This is a genomic window from Chryseobacterium sp. PMSZPI, assembly GCF_002835665.1.
In the GTDB taxonomy this organism is placed as follows: Bacteria; Bacteroidota; Bacteroidia; order Flavobacteriales; family Weeksellaceae; genus Chryseobacterium.
In genome coordinates, this window is sequence record NZ_PIZV01000026.1 from 105,367 (window position 1) to 125,995 (window position 20,629).

The following is a 20,629-nucleotide window of genomic DNA, read 5'->3' on the forward strand; positions in this document are numbered from 1 at the left end:
GGCCGACAAAGAGGACACTATTGGAAGAGTATTTTGGAAATGAACTTGTGAAAAAGTTCGAAGAAATGATGGAAAATAATGATGAATTCTACTTCGATACCGAAGAGTTGGAAGATATTATTGTTTATTATTTGGAGCTTGGTGACTTTAATTACGCTGACATGGCTGTTAATTATGGATTGAAGCTTCACCCGAATTCCTTAGATATCAAGATTAAAAAACTTGAAATTCTTTTGGAATGGGAAGAATATAACACGGCGAAAGAATTGATCAATGAGCTGAAAGGTTCTTCTATGGAAAATACAGACTTCATGGTTTGCTACGCCAAATATTATTCAAACCTGGGAAATCCCAGAAAATCCATTGAAATTTGTAAAAAAGCACTTGAATTGGGGGAAGAAGAAAACTTCCTTCACAATTTTATTGCAGACGAATATGTGAATCTTGGAGACCCCTTTAATGCCCTTAAACATTATAGAAAAGCATTGAAGGAAGACCCTTCTGATGAATATGCGCTGGAAAATTGTATGGTTTGTTTCAGTGATTTGAATAAAAGTGAAGAGGCTATCGCCTTTTTGAATGAATATTTGGATGAATTCTCCTATTCTGAGGTTGCCTGGTTTGAATACGGACAATTCTACTTCAACAGAAAGAATTACGAAGAGGCAATAAAAGGATATGATTACTTATTGGCAATCAATTCAAACTCTGTTGGAGTATATGCTAATAAAGCAGCCTGTTATGAAGCTTTAGGACAATATCAGAAAGCAATTGATACCTATGAAGAAATGCTTGAGTTGGAATACACCAAGGCATTTACTTTTTATAAAATTGGATTGTGTAATAAAGCTTTAAAGCAACCTATTTTAGCATTGAACTCCTTCCAGAAATCATTAAGAGAAGACCCGCAGTTTTATCTGGCGATGATGGAGCAGTCGTATTTATACGAAGAGATGGGTGGAATGTCCGAAGCATTACATTATGCTAAAGAAGCCACTCAACTGAATGAAAATAACCTTGAATATCAAAAAAGATTGGCATTTTTGTTCATTGATTCAGGAAAGTTTGAAGAAAGTCTTTCTTGTCTCAAAAAATTAGTGGTTGCCGAACCGTCAAGATTTTACAACTGGTATGCGTATTCAGAAGTATTGATGCTTGTAGGAGAATATGAAGAGGCGATAACGGTTTTGGAAAAAGCGGTTAAGCATCACCACAGAGCTGAGCTATATTACCAGTTAAGCAATTGTTTTTTCAATCTGAAAGAACAAGACAAAGGAATTGAATCCCTTCAAAAAGCGTTGGACCTTGATCCTTCTTTAGTGAAAGATATGCAGAAAAAATATCCGTTCATTAAAGATGAAGTAAAAAAGGTTAAGGCTAAAGTGAAGAAGAAAAATTAATTTTTACATTAAATAATTGAATCCTGCAGAAATGCAGGATTTTTTTTGATTTATATTCTTAAATTATTACAGCAGACAAGTTTAGGATCAGGTGCGAACCTTGGGGTGCTTAAAGTATTCAGATCTGTTTAATTTTAAAGTTTAACACAAAGGATTTCTATTATCCGGTGTTATATTTTAGGAAGAAAAGGCTGAATCAATTGTATTGATTCTTTCTAAACGTGCGCATATCTACATCGCTCATCAGCGACTTTTGTCGCTTTCTTAGCTCCCTTATCAATAATGAATTGAATCTTGTCTTTGCATTGAAATAAAATTTCAGTATAAAGCTTAGAGGAGTAAAAAGATCATTCTTTTTTTTCTTCAGATTAACTAATTTTTTACCAAGTCTCCAACTTTTGAGACTATTCCCAAGTTTATAAAGTCTGTTTATTTTTTCGGATTAGACCTTAAAAAGATGAGTCCTCCAATAATAATACCTGCCCCTATAAACTGCATATAAGTAAGCTTCTCACCGTCTATAATTCCCCAAATAATGGCTACAATCGGCATAATTAAAGTTACAGTCGATGCAAAAAGAGGACTCGATACTTTTAACAGTCGATAATTCATGGTCATGGCTAAACCGGTTCCGAAAACAGACAATAAACTCACAAATAATAAACCAAGCATGGTATCTTTTGAAAAAGTAAATTCAGAAAAGAAGCCTGTACTGGCTAAGGCAATAATAGATGGAAAAAATAATACAAATGAGAAGATGAATGAAGATAATACAACAGAAGAAACTTCCATTAATTTTGACTTTACCGTTGTCGTGCTCATGGCATAGCACAACGTAGCCAGTAATAATAATAGAATCGGGATCATTTTAAACTCATTGTTATCTCCTCCACCAAAAGCGAGAATGCAAACTCCTGTGAAACTTATTAAAGTCCCTATAATTTGTTTTTTTGTGGTTTCAAACTTCCAGACCAATGCGCCTACAATAATTACAAAAATAGGCATCATAGAATTGATAATCCCCGCAATGCTACTGCTTACCTCGGTTTCAGCAATCGGAAATAGAAACATTGGGATAAAATTTCCTGTAAACGCAGCCAAAATAAGCCATTTTAGATGCTTTTTCGGAAAAAGTTTGCGATTTGAGATAGCAATAGGAAGCAAAATAATTCCGGCTATAAGAACCCGCAAAGAACCTACCTGAAACGGATTAAAATGTTCCAGTGACTTTTTGATGAGAATAAATGATGATCCCCAGATAATACTCAGGGTAATCAGTAAAATCCATTTTTCTTTATCTGCGTTCATTATTTTCGTGTAAGATGTTTAGAAACTCTTTTTTAGGAATCATTTTAGCACCAAGGCTCTCTAAATGTTCGGTATGAGATTGACAGTCAATAATCTCTATATCATTTTTGTGGCTTTCAACAAAATGAATAAACCCGGCTTTGGAAGCATTGCTTACTTTAGCAAACATACTTTCTCCACAAAAAACATTTCCGATTTGTAATCCATAAAAACCGCCTACCAATTCTTCATTTTGCCAGACCTCAATACTTTTGGCTAATCCATATTCATGAAGCTGAATAAAAGATTCCATGAGCTCGTCTGAAAGCCAGGTGCCGTTTTGTCCTTTTCTGTTGGATTGCTGACAGTTTCTGATCACTTCCCTGAAATTTCTGTTCTCTGAAAAAGTAAAAACATTTCTGTTCAGTATTTTTCTCATCGATTTTGAAACTTTTATTTCAGAAGGGATTAACACAAATCTGGGGTCCGGACACCACCAAAGAATCTCTTCTCCCGGATTATACCAAGGAAAGATACCCAACTGATAAGCAAACCAGATACGCTCTACAGACAGATCACCTCCAAAGGCAATCAATCCGTCATGACCATCATATACTTGGGGGTCAGGAAATGAAATCTCGTTTTCGTCTAATCGGACCATTTTAGAAAAAAAATCCCACTTAGTAAAGCAGGATTTGTATTTGATCTTTATTCTTTAATTAGAAAGGTAAGTCGTCGTCGTCGTCTCCGGCAAACGGGTTCTCGTTAGAAACAGGAGAAGCAGACTGCTGAGGCATTGCCTGGGTAGGTTCTGATCCCATATCAGATACTTTCTCTACTCTCCATCCGGTAATAGAGTTGAAGTATTTGGTCTCACCTTGAGGAGAAACCCATTCTCTACCTCTGATGTTGATGCCTATCTTCACATTTTCTCCTTCCTTAAGGTTATCTAATAAACTAATTTTATCAGACAAAAATTCTATGTTTATCGGCTGTGGATACTGTTCTTGAGTTAAAATAACCAATTCTCTTTTTTGAAATCCACTTGCAAAAGTTTGAGTTTCAAAAAGTTTCTTTACCGTTCCTTGTAATTCCATATTGTAAATATTAACGATGTAAAAGTAAGAAAATGAAATGTAATATTAGGTGCCGTCGAAAAAAAATGTAGAAAATTTAATTTTTTTTCTGGAAAAGTTTGGTGGTAAAGGAAATTGTCCTATATTTGCACTCACAAAAACGAAGCAAGCTCTTTAAAACTTACAATATAAAAAACCAGCGGATGTGGTGTAATTGGTAGCCACGCCAGACTTAGGATCTGGTGCCGTGAGGCGTGGGGGTTCGAGTCCCTTCATCCGCACTATGCGAAAATAGCTCAGCTGGTAGAGCACAACCTTGCCAAGGTTGGGGTCGCGGGTTCGAATCCCGTTTTTCGCTCCACACCATGCCCTGGTGGTGGAACTGGTAGACACGCAGGACTTAAAATCCTGTGTCCGCAAGGACGTACGGGTTCAAGTCCCGTCTGGGGTACAAAGCCCTCTGTATTTCGTTACGGAGGGTTTTTTGTTTTTTATAGAAGGAGTTCTTTAATTAGAAAATCTTATATTTGTAAGAGAACCGAATAGATCTGTGAAAACAGATAAATATAACTAGCGGATGTGGTGTAATTGGTAGCCACGCCAGACTTAGGATCTGGTGCTGTGAGGCGTGGGGGTTCGAGTCCCTTCATCCGCACGAAGTGAAAATAGCTCAGCAGATAGTCTATATCTTACCAAACTGAGTATTGGTTTAAAACCTGTTTTCGCTCCACACCATGCCCTGGTGGTGGAACTGGTAGACACGCAGGACTTAAAATCCTGTGTCCGCAAGGACGTACGGGTTCAAGTCCCGTCTGGGGTACAAAACCCTCTGTAATTTCATTACGGAGGGTTTTTTGTTTTTACATGAAATAATCTGCTGTCGAAATTAAAAGTGCTCAAGCGCAAAAGTTGGGAATTAGAATAAAATCTATACTTTTTGTTGAAAAAACAGGTAGTTTTAATGGCAAAGAAAAATGATTCAAATATTTTATTTTAGGAGCTAAAGGGTGCGACTTTGTCGCTGAAGAAGCTTTATGGATATTTATCCGCTTAGAAAGAATCAATGAAATTAATTCCGTCCTTTGCTCTCTTAAAAATATACAATAAGATTCTAAAAAACTTTGCGCGGAATTAAATTTCATACAATCAATATTATCCCCAGCTTTTAAGACTGATCCAATATTAGCAGATATTCATGATTACATATGAGTGTGTAAAATGTGGAATCACTAATCCTTTGAGATAAAAATCTTGAAATTATCTATATGGGCTTATTTCTTACTCTTTCTAAATTTTCCAATCTTTCAAAAATTGAAGTGAAAATATTTTTTTCAGTAGTAGAAACATGACCTACAATTTTATAAAAGTCCTTTGCGTTTGGCTGCTTGACTTCAGAAATGTAATTTAAATTTCCATTGATGTAAACTAATAGGCTGTGATTTGCATCCTTGTTGAAATCAGCTTTATTTAAAAACAAAATATCTCCGAATTGATATTGTGGTAGCAAATGCTTCTCAGGTGTAAATTCGTACACTAAATCTACAGATGCTAATATTTTTTGCAGGATTAAAGAATTAGGGGAATTGGTTTCTCGTGAATTGGCTGCTTCTTTACTGTTTTGTATGGCCAACTCCGGGAAAAGCATCAGTTGATCAATGTCTGAAACACTAGCTAACTGGTTTACCTGTAGGGTTTCCGTAAGTAATTTGTCAAGATCGAGGTTAAAATGGTTGGCTACTTTTAATATTGTTTCAATTTTGGGTTCAGCACGTCCTTCTTCATAAGAACTTATGACTCCTCTATTTAAATCAAATAAGTCAGCAAAAGCCTTTTGGCTCAGTCCTTTAACTTGTCTTATTTTTTTAATATTAGTTCCAAAGAAGCTCATTTTGTCTAATCTTTTTTGCAAAGATAAAGATTCTGAAATTAATAATTGCTAAAAATATTTGCAATTTGAAAATATTATTTTATATTTGTGTAAAGAATTTAAAACACTAAACCAGCCGGCATGAAAAATCAAATATTTAGAAGAGTCAAAGAATGGTTATTGGATTATGAGTTTACCATCACTTTGGAAGACGAGACTCAAAGTATTTTAATTATTGAGAAAGAATCCAACGGAATAAAAAACATGATCCTTATTATATCAGATTCTATTCTGATCATGGAACAATTCCTGTTCGAAATAAAAAATCCCTCAGAAAAAATATTTTTAAGACTTCTGCAGAAAAACAGAGATATCGTTCACGGGGCTTTTGTTCTGGACAGTACGGGAAGAAGGGTGATCTTCAGAGATACTCTTCCTACTGATAATATGGCACAAAATGAAGTAATGGCTTCTATCAATTCGCTGGGAATACTGGTAGGAGAATTTACCAATGAGATGCTTGAAATGAGTAAGTAATTCACAAAAGATATTTAAAATGAACATTTTTAAAAGATTATTCACAATAGGAAAAGCAGAGATCCATTCTGTAATCGACAGTTTTGAAGATCCTATCAATTTAACGGAACAAGGCATCCGTGATATGAAAGAACAATTAGGGAAAAGCATTGAAGCTTTGGCACAACTTAAAGCCCTTGCCATTCGTAAAAAGAATGAAGCGGAAGCGGAAGAACAGGCTGCAAAAGATTATTACAGCAAGGCTATTGTCATTGTTCAAAAGGCTGAGAAAGGTGAGGTTGAAGTTTTGGAAGGGGACCGTTTGGCTAAAGAAGCATTAAAAAGACAAACTTCTTCACTTGAAAACGCCCAAAGTCTGCAAAAAGAGCATGAAAAATTTAATGGAGAATGCGAAAAAATGCAAACGAATATCAACAATCTGAAATCGAGTATTGCAAAGTGGGAAAACGAATTGAAAACCCTGAAGGCAAGAGTGCAGGTAAGTGAAGCGACAAAAGATATCAATAAGAAAATGACTCAGATGGATACCGGAAGTACGGTAAACATGCTGGAAAAACTTAAAGAAAGAGTGGTACAGCAAGAGGCTTTGGCTGAAGCTTATTCCGATATTTCAAAAGCGGGGAAAACGATTGATGAAGAGATTGATGCTATTGTAAAAAACAACGATATGGAAGCTGAAGAAGCTTTGACCAAATTGAAAGAAACACTTAAAAAAGGCTAATATATGACCTTTCAGGAATTTTTAAATGTAGCATTTTCACCAGTGAATACAGTACTCAGTGTACTGCTGGCACTATCAGTACTCTATTGGGTATTTACGATTCTTACCGGGTTGGATATTGATGTAGGGATTCATTCTGATCTGGATGGAGATGTAGAAGGGCCGGATGGACATTTTCATGCTCCTGATCACGATCTTTCTGCATGGATGCATTTCCTGAAGTTTCTTAACCTGGATATTGTTCCGATCACCTACTTTCTTACCTTATCACTTTTGATAACATGGTTGGGATCTTTTTATCTGAATTATTTTATTCCGCTTCCTACCTGGCTGGGAGTGTTGGCATTATTTCCATTGTTAATCATAGGAATGTTGCTTACCAAGATCATTTTGAAACCGCTAAATCCTTTCTTCAGGGAAATTAATCACAAGGGAGAAGTTTCCTATGAATTTTTAGGAAGAGAAGGTCGTCTCAAATCAAGCATTCAGGATGATAAAATAGGGATGATGGAAGTTTTTATCGGAAGCGATCCGATGACGCTAATGGTCAAAAGCAAAGGAGGAGTAAAACTGGAGCACGGAACTCAGGTCATGATCATAGATGAAGAGCCTGAAAAGCGGATATATTATGTACAGCAATCGATAAAATATTAAAAACTAAGACTATGCTTTATATTTTTCTGATCATGCTGAATTATATTCTGGACATTCTTTATCAATATTTTTAAAATAAAAAAACACATATTCATATATAAATAAACTTATAAAACTATGAACTTACCATTAATTGCTGGAATTATTATCATTGCAGTAGCATCAATCGGATTGATTTTCTGGATTTTATCAATGTATAAAAAAACCGTACAAGGTGTTGTTATTCTAAGAACGGGCTATGGCGGTACAAAAGTTTTTTTTAATGCAGGGATTGTGATCCCCATCATTCATCGTATGGAATCTATGGATATTTCTGTGAAAAAATTAGAAATTTCAAGAGAAGGAAAAGCCGGTTTAATTTGTAAAGACAATATGAGAGCCGATATTCAGGTGGCTTTCTTTATCCGTGTTAATAAATCTGTGGATGATATCATTAATGTTGCTCAAACCATTGGTTGTCAAAGAGCTTCGGATACCCAGACGTTGAGAGAGCTTTTTGAAGCTAAATTTTCAGAAGCCCTTAAAACGGTCGGAAAGAAGTTTGATTTTACCGAGTTGTATGAGGCAAGAAGCGAATTCCGCCAGGAGATTTTAGATATTATCGGAACAGATTTGAATGGATATGTTTTGGATGATTGTGCCATCGACTATCTGGAGCAGACTTCTATTGATAAATTAGATAAAGATAATATCCTTGATTCTGAAGGGATTAAAAAGATTACGGAACTTACGGCTACTCAGAATATTAAAGCAAATCAGGTTCGTCGTGATGAAGAAAAAACGATCACTAAACAGAATGTAGAAGCACGTGAAGCTATTCTTGAACTGGAAAAACAATTGGCAGAGAAACAAGAATCTCAAAAAAGAGAAGTAGCCAATATTAAAGCCCGTGAAAATGCGGAAATTTTAAAAGTAGAAGAAGAAGAGCGCCTGAGATATGAGACTGTTCGAATCGCCACAGAAGAAAAATTACAAATCGCAGAAGAAAACAAACTTCGTCAGGTAGTCATTGCGGCTAAAAATAAAGAACGTGCAGACTTAGTAGAAACTGAAAGAGTATTGAAAGATAAAGCTTTGGAAGCAACCGAAAGAGAAAGAATCGTTTCTCTGGCACAAATTGAAAAAGAAAAAGCAATAGAATTAGAGAAGAAAAGCATTCAGGATGCGATCCGTGAGCGTTTGACTATGGAGAAAACAGTTGTGGAAGAGCAGCAGGGAATCAAAGATCTTGAAGCTTTCAAAACAGCGGACAGAAACAAGCAGGTTGAAATTACATTGGCAACGCAGGAAGCAGAGAAAAAACTGATTGAAGAAACAAAAGCAGCTGAAGCACGTAAACTGGCAGCTGAAAAAGATGCTCAGAAATATGTGATTGAAGCGCAGGCGAAAAGAGATGCTGCAGAAAAAGAAGCAGAAGCTCGTAAGATTATTGCAGATGCTAAGGCAAAAGAAGAAGCAACTGTAGGTTTATCTGAAGCACAAGTAATGCATGCCAAAGCAGATGCGGCAGAAAGACAAGGCATTGTAGAAGCTGTCGTGATCGAGAAAAAAGCAGATGCTACCAAAAAAGAAGGTATTGCACAGGCAGAAGTTATCAAAGAAAAAGCATTGGCAGAAGCTGCAGGAATCACGGAGAAAGCTGAAGCCATGAAAAAGTTGAACGATGCAGGAAAAGATCACGAAGAGTTCCGTCTGAAACTGGCAAAAGAAAAAGATGTAGAATTGGCTCAGATTGCAATTCAGAAAGATATTGCAGATGCACAATCATTGGTACTTGCCGAGGCATTCAAATCTGCGAAAATTGATATCGTTGGAGGTGATAATACATTCTTTGATAATGTCATCCGCCAGGTTTCTGCCGGAAAAGGGCTTGATAAATTTATCAGTCACAGTGAGAATGCACAAATGGTAAAAGAGAACCTTCTTGGTGATGGTGAGAATATCATCGGCAAAGTAATGGGAATGGTAGATAAATATAAAATCTCTTCTGAGGATATTAAAAATATGAGTATTGCTTCTTTGATTTTTAAACTTAAAGGAGTAGCCAACCAACAGGAAAGTGGGATTTTAGAAAGAGCTCTTGACATGGCAAGACATTTGGGAGTAGACAACAAACCGGTGAATAATAATCACATTTAATCAATAATGGTTAAATAATTAAAAAAACTCTCATCGCGGTATTGTTTACAAGCCTTGAGAGTTTTTTTACCAGGTTTATATAAAGAACTGCTAAGTGGCAGTAACTACAACTTAATCAAATACTATGTCAGAAAAACTTAATTCCGGAACCTACGAAATTATTCAAAACCGTCTGAATGACCAGAAGAATGATCTTATCCAAAGGTTGCAATTGCTTAATGAAGGGCGTAAAAATATCTTCGGAGGAATAGATTTTTCATTGATTGCTAACGAAAGAATTTCCACAGATCATAACTGTATTGCCAAAGATATTTATTCTTTAGCGGATTATTTGATATTTGGGTCCAATGCCCATTTAGGTTTACAAACTGAAATCAATATTTCGGACGTTTTCTCAATATACAAAATCAATAAAAACAGATTTGAACCTCAAGATTATACCTTGATCAATGATGAGGTATTCATTGATGAATTTAAAAATCTTTATAAATACTATCGGAATACTTTCTTTGCCAGATTCACTTTTACGGAGAACTATCTGCATATGGTCTTTCAACTATCGGAAAGTACTACGGATATTAAAGCTTTTAAATGGTTGATTAAAGACAACCAGCTGGTCTATGTAGACTCAAGAAGCGCCTCTGAAACAGCTTATCCTCAACAACATGATTTTGTATGGATAAAAGCTACAAGGGATATGCAAAGATCAGGGAAACATCCGCATGTTTCATTAGCCGATAAGGTTTTTGTAGAAAGCATCGGTGGCGATATTACCATCAAAGTAGAAGATAATACAGATACCGGAAAAGGGATTTATTCTGAAGATGTAATTCATAAAGATCAGAATTTGGATGATGCAGAGATCCACTTTTGTGATCTGGATAACCTTGTTTTGTTTAAAATAAAACCTTACCAGGAAACAGAACGTTATTTCATTTATAATCATAAAGAAAAGACTGTATCCAGGGCAGACGCTCTTAAATATTCAGGCTTGTTACTTCCGGAAAGCCAAGGAGTATTATTTTCAAATGGATATGCTCTTCAAACGGGTGGTTTAAAAGTAATTTCTCAGGATCAAAATAGGCTTTATTACTTGAAAACAGTGACAGAGCCGAACGGAGAGAACTTTTTATATGTTTTCTATGATGATAAAACAAATAATTATCAGCTGATCTCCTATAATATCATTACCCAGACAATAGAAACACCCATCCGATGCAGTGGATTTACATTCCTGAGTGACGGGAGATTGATTTATCTTCGAGAAAGTATCGAAACAACTAAGAATCATCTGGCTCAGATCTGGCAAACCCCTTTTTCGAAGGAGCTTTTACCCAATGCTGAAAAAGCGGACAGTTTACTCTATAAAATAGGAAATAAGGATATTGTAAGAGTGATGGCAGAAAGCCAGGAACTGATTACTCTTTTGAATAAAAAAGATTCCTACAGCGGACTCTATAGTGATATTGTTAAACTTGCCACGTTCATTCTGGATACCTATTACTTTTTGGGAGAAGAAGAAGTTCAGAAGTTAGATCAACCGTTGAAAGAGATCAGAGCCATTGCCCACTCTGCTATCAATGAATACGAAAAGGTAGTAGAACAGAGAAAAAATACAGAAGAAGCTTTAGAAAAAATAAAACATTCCTGTGATAAGATTCTTGATGACACCAAAAGGCTTCACTATTCCCAGCTTACAGAATATATTGATGCTTTATCTCAAATAAGAGCTTTAAGAGGAGAAATAACAGGAGCCAGAGAGCTTAAATATGCAGATTCTCACCTTCTGGATTCTTTAGAAAAATCTCTATCTGACCGATATACGGAGCTTTCCAATGCTTGTGTAGACTTTCTCTTGCAAGAAGGTGCTTTACTGCCTTATGAAGAAAAAGCACAAAAGATTTCTGAAGAAATTATTGGACTACAGAAAGCAATTGATGCAAAAATCATTGATGAAAATATCTCTACACTATCAGGGCAATTGGAACTGTTGGTAGATATTGTCAACAACCTTAAAATAGAAGATACTTCGCAATCCACTCAGATTATCGAAAATATTTCGTTGATCTTTGCAAGGCTTAATCAGGAAAGATTAGAGCTTAGCAAAAGAAAAAGAGAGATTTCAGGGAAAGAATTGTCTTCAGATTTTCAGGCACAAATTACATTGTTTGATCAATCCGTGATCAATTTTCTGGAACTTTCGCAGACGCCTGAGAAATGTGATGAATATTTAACCAAGCTCTCCATTCAGTTGGAAGAAATGGAGACAAAATTTATCGATTTTGAAGAATTTATTCAGCAGATAGGGCAAAAAAGAGAAGAAGTTTATGGCCATTTCCAGAATAAAAGAGTACAACTTACAGAATCGAGGAATAAAAGAACACAGAATCTTTTTGATGCGGCTCAAAGAATTTTAAAGTCTATTCAGACGAAAGCGGAATCGTTTGATTCTGAGAACGAAATCAATGGTTATTTCGCTTCAGATCTGATGGTAGAAAAAGTAAGAGATCTTGCCAGGCAATTGGCTGAGATGGAAGATTCTGCAAAGTCCGAAGAGGTTCAGACGCTTTTAAAAACCTCACAACAGGAATCTGTAAGAAAGCTGAAGGATAAAAAAGAGATCTATGTAGACGGAGAAAGTGTTATTGCTCTGGGAGATTATAAATTTGCAGTCAACCAGCAGAAGCTGGATCTTACTCTTGTATTAAGAAATGCTCAATATTATTACCACCTTACCGGAACGAGTTTCTATGAACCTTTGAATTTTAATGCAGCAGACGAATTTAAAGAAGTTTGGAATCAGGAATTCGTTTCAGAAAATAGCCAGGTCAAAAGATTTGAATACCTCGCATGGAATGTATTTTCAATGCATAGGGAAATTGCTACAGAACAGCAAAATGAAAAGGCGGTTCAACAATTTACGGCAGAACATTTTGGAGAAGGATTAGTCAAAGGAATTCATGATCAGGATGCTCAGATTATTGTTACCAAACTCCAGCAAATGCATAATGAATTGGGATTGATGAGGTTTGTTGCACAAGAAAGAGCTCTGGCACAGCTGTTTTGGTTCTTTCTGGAGGGAGAGAGAAAAGAATACTATACGAAACAATTTGAAGCTGCAGTCATTATTTCTCAATCTTTCACCGCAAAACAAGGATTTGATTACCTAAACAGAGAATTGGCAGAAGAAATGAAAGCTTTTGCATCAGGAAATAACATCTTTGAAGCGACAAATTATATCAATGCGGCGGTTTATCTGATACAAGAGAATAAAGAAGGCTTCTTAATTTCAGAAAAAGCAGGTATTTTATATGAAACATTTATAAAAGAACTGAAAGGTAGGGGAAAGGATTTGGAATTTATGGCCCAAATGCAGGCAATGTATCCATATCCTTCGGCCTGTTATTATATTGCAGAAAGTGCATTACAGGCCTTTAGTCCTGAATCTGCTAAAGAAATCATAACAGAAACGGTTGGATTTATCATCACTCAAAAGTTTGATCCGAAAAATATCAAACGCATTGCCTATGAAACAACCATTAAAGATCTAAAGTCTCTTGAAAAGGATACAGAATACTCTCTTAACTATTTTGAATTCGTATCCCGCCTGAATCACTTTAATACAATCACAGTTCCTCAATATAAACGCCTTCAGGAATTGAAGTTCAGTTGGGTAGATGAAAAGAAAAAGGCTTTAAAACTAGACACTTTTCAGCCTCAGGTATTAAGCTCGTTTGTGAGAAATAAGTTGATTAATGATGTTTACTTTCCTTTGATTGGAGCTAACCTTGCCAAGCAATTGGGAACGGTGGGTTCAGATAAGAGAACAGACAGAATGGGAATGCTTCTTCTGGTATCTCCTCCGGGATATGGGAAAACTACTTTGATGGAATATATGGCAGAACGTATGGGCTTGGTTTTTATGAAAATCAACGGACCGTCATTAGGCTATGATATCGTTTCGACAGATCCTGCGGAAGCAAAAAATGCAGGAGCAAGACAAGAGCTTGAAAAGTTAAATCTTGCTTTGGAAATGGGGGACAATGTCATGCTATACCTAGACGATATTCAGCATTGTAATCCTGAATTTTTGCAAAAGTTTATTTCACTTGCCGACGGACAGAGAAAAATCGAAGGAATTTATAATGGAGAAAGCAAAACCTATGATCTTCGTTCAAAGAGGTTCTGTCTGGTAATGGCAGGAAATCCATATACTGAAAACGGTGAGAAATTTAAAATTCCTGATATGCTGGCTAACCGTTCGGATACTTATAACCTTGGAGAGATTTCAGGAGCAAAAACAGATCTTTTCGATCTGAGCCTTATAGAAAATGCGCTTATGTCTAATGAGTATCTGACCAGATTGACACAACCGGGAGTAGAAAACCTATATGAGTTGTACGATTGTGTGCTGACGGATAATCCGGCAGATAATTTAAAAGGGAACTTTAGTTCTAATGAAATATCAGATTTCAGGGCTGTATTGAAGAATACCATCAGAGTAAGGGATATGGTTTTGAAGGTGAATAAAGAATATATTTTATCTGCAGCAATGTCTGACGATTATAGGAATGAACCTCCATTCAAACTTCAGGGATCTTATCGTAATATGAATAAGCTGATTGCTCAAATTCAACCTATCCTGAAAACCAATGAAGTCATACAAATCGTTTTGAATCATTATCAGAATGAATCCCAAACTTTGACTACAGGAGCAGAAGCCAATATGTTAAAGTTGAAAGAACTGATCGGAACAATTTCAGAGGAAGAAACAGAACGTTGGGACGAGATCAAAAAAACCTTTGTAAAAAATAAAACCCTAAAAGGGCTGGGTGAAAATGATAGAATGTCTCAGATCGTTGCTTTGCTAGCCCAATTCGGAGATGGATTGGAAGGGATTAAAGAAGCTTTAAAAAAAGTAGAATAATGTCAGTTGGGGATAAGGATTTCTGATGTAATCAGATTTGGGGCTGGGAGCTGGAAGCTGTGTGCGTTGGAGGGCTTGGGATTACTTTCAGTAATAATTACCGGAAGTTAACGACGATATTAATTTTATTGTAAAGAAGATAATAACAGCAGAATGGCTATTTTAATAAAAAAACTGCATCCAATGGTACGGATGCAGTTTTTTATTTTTTACGTTTTACTGACGGATCACCTTAGCATTTTTATCAGAAAGTTTTTCAGAAATCCATTGCTGCATTTTTTCTTCCTGTACCTTATCTTCTTTTTTAGATTGGTAGAGTACAATGGTGCTAACATTGGCACTGTCGGTATTGGGGAAATTAGTTATTTTACCTATGGAAACATGGTTAAAGTCCGGAAATAAGATATTAATTTCTTTGATAAGACTAGAATCCTTTACCGTATATCTGTCCAATTGTTGTCTTAGTTGATTGATGACGATATCTTTTTCGGATAATACATTATTTCGTTGCCCAATTTCATTAAGGATCTCCGATTTAAGATCAGTTGCATCCTGTTTGATCACCAGTTTTGTATTGGCTATTCCAATATCATTAAGCTTTTTATTAAGACTGTCGAGCTCGCTTTTATCAAACTTTTTAGATAAAAAAGCCAATTCCACCGTTCTCGGAGAAGAATTGTAATTTACTTTTTTATAAATGAGAGTGTATCCCTTATGTGTAAATTCGTTATTGATAAATTCATCAATGTTCTGGGTAAACTTTTTCTGGTTCAGCAGATTATAAGCAAGATAAGAGCTTGGAACAATCATGATAATGATTAATGCTGTTATCCCATATCGTATTTGCCTTTCATACTTTTTTTCTACCAGCTCAATAGGCTCATATTTTAAGTATTTGATAATAAGAAATGTTGCAATGCAAATGAAAAAACAATTGATTGTATAAAGATAAAAGGCTCCTATAAAATAACTCCAGTTGCCAATAGCAAGCCCATAGCCGGCAGTACAGAGAGGAGGCATCAGGGCGGTGGCAATAGCCACTCCGGGAATTGGATTTCCTTGTTTTACTCGGGTAATGGCAATAACCCCAACAAGCCCCCCGAAAAAGGCAATAAGTACATCATAAATATTGGGGGATGTACGAGCCAAAAGCTCCGATTGAGTTTCCTTAAATGGACTCAAGGAAAAATAGATAAAAGAAACCAATAAACTTACCAGTGTTGCAATCAGCAGATTTTTCATTGATCTTTTAAGCAGTTGAAAGTTATATGTTCCCAGTGCAAATCCTGCCCCTACTATCGGCCCCATCAGGGGAGATATAAGCATTGCACCAATAATAACTGCTGTAGAATTAACATTGAGACCTACAGATGCAATCACAATTGCACAGGCCAGAATCCAGAGGTTGGAGCCTCGAAATGAAATGTTTTCGGTAACATTCTCAAGAACCCTGTGTTTATCTTCTTCTCCAAAATGAAGATTGATAAACCTAAAAAATTTTCCCATCATTATATCTAATCTTTTTATTAAAAATAAACAAATAAATGTAATTTTCTGTTTTCTTTATTCAATGAAATAAAAGTTTGAAAGAATTTTATCTATGTGTATGCATGCTGTATTGAAATCTGTATCCATTATATTCTGTTATTCTGTATCTGTATCTAATGTTGAATACTCCATAATTTTGTTTGTGTAAAGAAGAATAGTATGGAAACCAACGTTCAACATCAGGAACAGCTTCAATGTGCTGAAGTGTATATTTCAGACATGTGGGCGCTGAAAAGTATTTTTTTACAGCTACAAAATACTCAAAAAGTAAATCAGGATTTCGGAATTCCATTCCTTTTAGCCAAAAAGAAAAACAAGATTGTTTCATTTGCCAGTCTTATTTTAAAGGAAGGAGGAATTGGTTTTAAAATTTATCCTGAAAAAGAAATTTCGGGAACAGACGAAAAAAAGTTTTTCACCCGTGTTGAGAGCTATTTTAAAAAGAATAATACCCCTAATTTTAGAAATGAGGAACAGCTAAAAAGCAGTATCCAAAAAATGATCAGTTGGCTGAACCAATGATAAAAAGGGGAGAAAATTGTACATTTACTTAAAACAGTAATCAATGTCTAAAGATATTCTTTACCTTAAAATAGCCAATTCTGTTACCGAACAGATCAAAAGCGAAACATTACAATTTGGTGATAAGTTGCCTTCATTGAGAAGTGCTCAAAAGTTATATAATGTCAGTTTAAATACTGTAAAACAGGCATATATGGAGCTTGAGAGCCGTTCTCTTGTAGAGTCGCGTCCAAAATACGGCTATTACGTAAGCCAAACGTCCCAACGAAAGCTGGCGTTGCCTTCTGTGGCTAAAATGAAAGTGTCTGAAGGGGAAAATCCTCCGGAGGATCTTATTGGTAAAGTATTCGGAACTATTGACGGAACAGAAGTTACTCAATTTGCATTGGGAATTCCCGGGAAAAGCCTTCTTCCTGTAGCCAAGATGAAAAAATGCATGATTGACGTTATGAAAAGGAAAAATGATAGCGGAACGAATTATGAACCTGTACAGGGAAGTGAAAGACTTAGGCGCGAAATTGCCAAATGGGCAATGGTAATGGAAGGAAAAATTACAGAAGATGACCTGGTTATCACTTCCGGAGCAATGAACGGCGTTTATAATTGCCTGATGGCAGTTACTAAGCCCGGAGACTGTGTTGCAGTAGAAACTCCTGTATATTTCGGTATCCTGCAGGCTATCCAACTCTTAGGATTAAAGGCCGTGGAAATTCCTACCCATCCTATTACAGGAGTAGACCTGGATGCGCTGAAAAAAGTACTTCCAAAACTTTCTGCATGCTGTTTCGTAGTTAATTATAACAATCCTTTAGGATTCCAAATGCCTGATGACAATAAAAAAGAACTGGTCAGAATGCTTACGGAGCATAATGTCCCCTTGGTAGAAGATGATGTGTATGGGAATATTTATTTTGGAGCAGGAAGGCCAAAACCTTGTAAGTTTTATGATGAAGCCGGTATTGTGATGTGGGTTGGTTCGGTTTCTAAAACATTGGCTCCCGGGTATCGCGTGGGTTGGGTTGCTCCGGGAAAATTTAAAGATAAAATTATCCGTCAGAAACTGGTTCAGACTGTTTCCAGCCCGTCCTTATTTTCAGATGTGATTGCTGATTTTTTGGAGCATGGGCGCTATGATCATCATTTAAGAATGTTCAGAAAGAAGTTGTATGCCAATTATCTTCAGATTCAGAAGTCGGTGACCCAATATTTTCCGGATAATACCAAAATTTCAGAACCTAAAGGAGGCTTCATGCTTTGGTTGGAGCTGGATAAAAGAATTTGCACGGAAGATTTATATGATGAAGCATTTAGTCAGAAAGTAAATTTTGCACCCGGAAGGATGTTTTCACAATATAATCAATACCAGAACTGTATGAGATTGAATTATGCATTAGAATGGACAGACCGTGTGGAAAGCGATCTTGAAAAGCTGGGAAAACTGATTAAAAATAGAATATAATAAACCCTATACGATGAATGAAATTAAGAATGAAGTCCAAATTATTGCGTACGAACCGCAGTATAAAGTGGCATTCAAAACTTTAAATGTAGAGTGGATCAAAACTTTTTTTGTAATGGAAGAAGGTGACTATAAACTACTCGATAATCCGGAGGAGAAGATTTTAAATAAAGGAGGCCATATTGTATTTGCCTTATTGGATGGTGAAGTAGTGGGGACTTGTGCTTTAGTAAAAGCTAATGATGAGCCTCTTACCTTTGAATTATCAAAAATGGCGGTAAGTCCTGAAGCTCAAGGGAAGAAGATTGGATACCTGTTGGGAAATGCTTTAGTAGAAAAAGCTAAAGAATTGAAAGCCGAAAAAATATTTTTGGAAACCAACTCAATCTTAGTGCCTGCTATAAAATTATACGAAAAGCTGGGCTTCAAACATATTCCGGTAACTAATGCAGGATATGATCGGGTTGATGTGCAGATGGAATTGGACCTCAAGAATTAGTTTATATAAAAAAGATATTAGAACTCGGATAGCAATTTCCTTGTTCTAATATCAGGTTTAAATCTAATTGTTACTATTTTATTTTTTAATAAAAGCCTTTGTCACAGAATGTTTGCTCCCGCTTATTGTGATGAAATACATTCCGGTAGAAAGATGTTCTATATTTATTTTTTCATTATAAAATCCTTTTGAAGATTGCAGGCTTTGGGTTGAAATAACTGAACCTTTACGGTCTGTAATTGTAGCTTTAACCTCTTTATCTTCAGATTGATATCGTACATTAATGTTCGTTGAAGCCGGATTGGGATATAAATTGAAAGAATCTGTGGATTTCCTGGTTTCTTTAACCGCCAGTGATTCGTTTGTGCAAGTCGGAATTCTGTTGACTCCATCAATTGCCCATGCAGATTGTACCGGAATACACAGCCAGTTCAATACTGTTGGGAAATGATCTGTCTCTCTGGTCGTTGAGGTATAATCAAAAATTTTAAAATTATTAACAGTGTTGGGAGTATAAGTCGCAGATCCTGTAACAGCCATATTATTGGCATTCGGGCTGGAATCTGTTAATACATTTCCTGAAGTCCCATCACATTTCCAATTGCCCAGAAGTTGAGAATAATAAGGATGAGATGAGGTAATATCCTGGTTAGCCCAATTAATAATTACATCATTAGGAAGGGCGGTTTTCCAGATTCTTACGTCTTTATAAGAGGCTGCAAGGTTTTGTCCATACACATTGGTACCATCCTGGTTTAAAGTAAAAGGAAGCCCCGAGTCGATATTTCCGATGGTATTCATTTTTGCAAAAGTAACAGGAACACCGTCTTCGTAAAGTGTTACAAGACCATCTCTGTCAAAGCTGGCGGCAATATGTTTCCATTTATTGGTTTCCATTTTTCCTCCTACAAGATCTATTCTGTTGGTACCGTCTCCGATATTCATTTTAAAGGTCTGTCCGGAATATCCTGAAAGCACAAGACCTTTGTTTTTTCCGTTGGCCCAGTTCTTATTACCTATGAACACCGGATCACTGGAATAATTTGCATTGGGTTTTACCCAAAATTCAATGGTGAAATCCTGATTTGCTCCAAAATTGAAGGGAGCTTGATTCACCGGTTTGGCATAAATTCCAGCCGGTAAATTAAGCTGGTTGAAGGTTTTATTAGATTCCAGAATCGTTTTACTGATCTGCTGTGGAACAAACCCCGGATTAGAATAAATGGTAAAAATATTTCTTTCTGAAAGATTTCCTCCACCATGAGAACTGTCTACAGCACCATGGTCGGTAGTGAGTACCACCAACCAGTCCTCGTTATTGTAAGAGGACCTGTTCTTCATGGCATTTACAATCTCTCCAATATAAGAATCTGTAGTTTGAATAGAAGAAATGTATTGTGGAACATTGGAAGAAAACCCATAAGAATGTCCGGCATGATCCACATCGTCAAAATCAACGAAGAGAATATCAGGATTATCATTTTGTAAAGCATTGACAGCCGCATTTTTCACTGCCAGATCACTTCCGAGATTACTTTTTACATCAGCTGTTTTGATAATTTTATCATTGATGGGTGCCCAGTTAACAAGGGAAATAGTCTTTAACCCAGGTTTGTAGTTTTCCACTCTTGTGAGAAAGTCGGGATAATTGACAAAATTAGGACTGGTAAAGTTATTGTCCTGTACATTATGTTTGGTATGCCAGACACCTGTAAGCATAGTGCTCCAGCCATTTCCGCTCCACGTCGTTGCGGCGCATAGTCCGTCAATAGAGTAAATGGATTGGCTTATAAGGTTTTGAATATTAGGAATGCTGGTTGACATCATAACATCGGCACGACAACCATCAATACCAATAAAAAGAACTTTTTTGGTTTGGGCTCCAAAGAAGCAGCTTATTACCACTGCCATTGAGAATAGTTTTGTTTTCATGGGAAAGAAATTTCGAAATAAAAAGTTTACAAATAGTAATTTATTTTTAACTATTGTAAAG

The 20,629-nt window shown here is 36.1% G+C and carries 15 protein-coding genes and 5 tRNA genes; 14 read left to right on the plus strand and 6 right to left on the minus strand.

The annotated features are described in order from the left end of the window. The first annotated feature begins 20 nt into the window (after nt 1-20). Nucleotides 21-1,400: a tetratricopeptide repeat protein gene (locus CW752_RS05920; RefSeq protein ID WP_101238830.1), complete on the plus strand. Its 1,380-nt coding sequence runs from the start codon at nt 21-23 to the stop codon at nt 1,398-1,400. Between the two features lie 429 nt (nt 1,401-1,829). Here CW752_RS05920 and CW752_RS05925 read toward each other — a convergent pair whose 3' ends face one another. From CW752_RS05925 to CW752_RS05935, 3 genes are read right to left on the minus strand one after another with little or no spacing between them, the layout of a single operon-like run. Beyond that, entirely contained in the window at nt 1,830-2,708 is an 879-nt protein-coding gene (locus tag CW752_RS05925; protein WP_101238831.1) for a DMT family transporter, read from the minus strand. After that, complete coding sequence (gene aat / locus CW752_RS05930; RefSeq protein WP_101238832.1) at nt 2,695-3,348, minus strand: leucyl/phenylalanyl-tRNA--protein transferase; 654 nt, start codon at nt 3,346-3,348, stop codon at nt 2,695-2,697. The genes CW752_RS05925 and aat overlap by 14 nt, the downstream gene beginning before the upstream one ends. A 58-nt stretch (nt 3,349-3,406) precedes the next feature. Continuing rightward, nucleotides 3,407-3,784: a DUF3127 domain-containing protein gene (locus tag CW752_RS05935; RefSeq protein ID WP_101238833.1), complete on the minus strand. Its 378-nt coding sequence runs from the start codon at nt 3,782-3,784 to the stop codon at nt 3,407-3,409. 178 nt (nt 3,785-3,962) lie between these two features. Here CW752_RS05935 and CW752_RS05940 point away from each other — a divergent pair. The 5 genes from CW752_RS05940 to CW752_RS05960 all read left to right on the plus strand — a co-directional run bounded on the left by CW752_RS05940 (nt 3,963) and on the right by CW752_RS05960 (nt 4,583). Then, nucleotides 3,963-4,044 (plus strand) — tRNA-Leu (locus tag CW752_RS05940). A gap of 4 nt (nt 4,045-4,048) precedes the next feature. Beyond that, nucleotides 4,049-4,124: transfer RNA gene (locus CW752_RS05945), tRNA-Gly, on the plus strand. Nucleotides 4,125-4,130: 6 nt separating this feature from the next. Further along, nucleotides 4,131-4,214: transfer RNA gene (locus CW752_RS05950), tRNA-Leu, on the plus strand. A 122-nt stretch (nt 4,215-4,336) separates the two neighbouring features. Further along, nucleotides 4,337-4,418 (plus strand) — tRNA-Leu (locus tag CW752_RS05955). A gap of 81 nt (nt 4,419-4,499) precedes the next feature. Further along, nucleotides 4,500-4,583, plus strand: a tRNA-Leu gene (locus CW752_RS05960). A 441-nt stretch (nt 4,584-5,024) separates the two neighbouring features. On the opposite strand, the gene CW752_RS05965 is transcribed toward CW752_RS05960, so the two are convergent. Continuing rightward, on the minus strand, nt 5,025-5,672 hold the full coding sequence (locus CW752_RS05965) for a helix-turn-helix domain-containing protein (RefSeq protein ID WP_410493631.1): 648 nt from the start codon (nt 5,670-5,672) through the stop codon (nt 5,025-5,027). A gap of 99 nt (nt 5,673-5,771) precedes the next feature. Between CW752_RS05965 and CW752_RS05970 the strand changes: the two genes are divergently transcribed. The 5 genes from CW752_RS05970 to CW752_RS05990 all read left to right on the plus strand — a co-directional run bounded on the left by CW752_RS05970 (nt 5,772) and on the right by CW752_RS05990 (nt 14,608). Then, a complete protein-coding gene (locus CW752_RS05970; protein ID WP_101238835.1) occupies nt 5,772-6,167 on the plus strand; it encodes a YbjN domain-containing protein in 396 nt (131 codons plus the stop codon). 19 nt (nt 6,168-6,186) lie between these two features. Further along, nucleotides 6,187-6,888, plus strand: coding sequence for a PspA/IM30 family protein (locus tag CW752_RS05975; RefSeq protein WP_101238836.1), 702 nt, complete (start codon nt 6,187-6,189; stop codon nt 6,886-6,888). 3 nt (nt 6,889-6,891) lie between these two features. Beyond that, nucleotides 6,892-7,542 (plus strand): hypothetical protein, encoded by a 651-nt coding sequence (locus tag CW752_RS05980; RefSeq protein ID WP_101238837.1) that lies wholly within the window; start codon nt 6,892-6,894, stop codon nt 7,540-7,542. A 117-nt stretch (nt 7,543-7,659) separates the two neighbouring features. After that, nucleotides 7,660-9,681 carry an SPFH domain-containing protein gene (locus tag CW752_RS05985; RefSeq protein WP_101238838.1) on the plus strand — a complete coding sequence of 674 codons (2,022 nt, stop codon included), beginning with the start codon at nt 7,660-7,662 and terminating at the stop codon, nt 9,679-9,681. Between the two features lie 124 nt (nt 9,682-9,805). Further along, the gene (locus CW752_RS05990) at nt 9,806-14,608 is read left to right on the plus strand and encodes a DNA repair ATPase (protein WP_101238839.1); all 4,803 of its coding nucleotides are present in this window, start codon (nt 9,806-9,808) and stop codon (nt 14,606-14,608) included. Nucleotides 14,609-14,824: 216 nt separating this feature from the next. On the opposite strand, the gene CW752_RS05995 is transcribed toward CW752_RS05990, so the two are convergent. Continuing rightward, nucleotides 14,825-16,117 (minus strand): DUF389 domain-containing protein, encoded by a 1,293-nt coding sequence (locus CW752_RS05995; RefSeq protein WP_101238840.1) that lies wholly within the window; start codon nt 16,115-16,117, stop codon nt 14,825-14,827. Nucleotides 16,118-16,315: 198 nt separating this feature from the next. Here CW752_RS05995 and CW752_RS06000 point away from each other — a divergent pair, with 198 nt between their 5' ends. From CW752_RS06000 to CW752_RS06010, 3 genes are read left to right on the plus strand one after another with little or no spacing between them, the layout of a single operon-like run. Then, nucleotides 16,316-16,678, plus strand: coding sequence for a hypothetical protein (locus CW752_RS06000; RefSeq protein ID WP_101238841.1), 363 nt, complete (start codon nt 16,316-16,318; stop codon nt 16,676-16,678). A gap of 43 nt (nt 16,679-16,721) precedes the next feature. Further along, complete coding sequence (locus CW752_RS06005) at nt 16,722-18,137, plus strand: PLP-dependent aminotransferase family protein (protein WP_101238842.1); 1,416 nt, start codon at nt 16,722-16,724, stop codon at nt 18,135-18,137. Nucleotides 18,138-18,150: 13 nt separating this feature from the next. Continuing rightward, complete coding sequence (locus CW752_RS06010) at nt 18,151-18,636, plus strand: GNAT family N-acetyltransferase (RefSeq protein WP_101238843.1); 486 nt, start codon at nt 18,151-18,153, stop codon at nt 18,634-18,636. 78 nt (nt 18,637-18,714) lie between these two features. Here CW752_RS06010 and CW752_RS06015 read toward each other — a convergent pair whose 3' ends face one another. Further along, the gene (locus CW752_RS06015) at nt 18,715-20,568 is read right to left on the minus strand and encodes an alkaline phosphatase family protein (RefSeq protein ID WP_101238844.1); all 1,854 of its coding nucleotides are present in this window, start codon (nt 20,566-20,568) and stop codon (nt 18,715-18,717) included. Between the last annotated feature and the right edge of the window lie 61 nt (nt 20,569-20,629).

Excerpts from the sequence above, each read along its gene's own strand:
- CW752_RS05975 (WP_101238836.1), top strand. The coding sequence starts at position 6,187 with ATGAACATTTTTAAAAGATTATTCACAATAGGAAAAGCAGAGATCCAT.
- CW752_RS06000 (WP_101238841.1), top strand. The coding sequence starts at position 16,316 with ATGGAAACCAACGTTCAACATCAGGAACAGCTTCAATGTGCTGAAGTG.
- CW752_RS06015 (WP_101238844.1), bottom strand. The coding sequence starts at position 20,568 with ATGAAAACAAAACTATTCTCAATGGCAGTGGTAATAAGCTGCTTCTTT.
- CW752_RS05990 (WP_101238839.1), top strand. The coding sequence starts at position 9,806 with ATGTCAGAAAAACTTAATTCCGGAACCTACGAAATTATTCAAAACCGT.
- CW752_RS05925 (WP_101238831.1), bottom strand. The coding sequence starts at position 2,708 with ATGAACGCAGATAAAGAAAAATGGATTTTACTGATTACCCTGAGTATT.
- aat (WP_101238832.1), bottom strand. The coding sequence starts at position 3,348 with ATGGTCCGATTAGACGAAAACGAGATTTCATTTCCTGACCCCCAAGTA.
- CW752_RS05935 (WP_101238833.1), bottom strand. The coding sequence starts at position 3,784 with ATGGAATTACAAGGAACGGTAAAGAAACTTTTTGAAACTCAAACTTTT.
- CW752_RS05985 (WP_101238838.1), top strand. The coding sequence starts at position 7,660 with ATGAACTTACCATTAATTGCTGGAATTATTATCATTGCAGTAGCATCA.
- CW752_RS05970 (WP_101238835.1), top strand. The coding sequence starts at position 5,772 with ATGAAAAATCAAATATTTAGAAGAGTCAAAGAATGGTTATTGGATTAT.
- CW752_RS06005 (WP_101238842.1), top strand. The coding sequence starts at position 16,722 with ATGTCTAAAGATATTCTTTACCTTAAAATAGCCAATTCTGTTACCGAA.
- CW752_RS05980 (WP_101238837.1), top strand. The coding sequence starts at position 6,892 with ATGACCTTTCAGGAATTTTTAAATGTAGCATTTTCACCAGTGAATACA.
- CW752_RS06010 (WP_101238843.1), top strand. The coding sequence starts at position 18,151 with ATGAATGAAATTAAGAATGAAGTCCAAATTATTGCGTACGAACCGCAG.
- CW752_RS05995 (WP_101238840.1), bottom strand. The coding sequence starts at position 16,117 with ATGATGGGAAAATTTTTTAGGTTTATCAATCTTCATTTTGGAGAAGAA.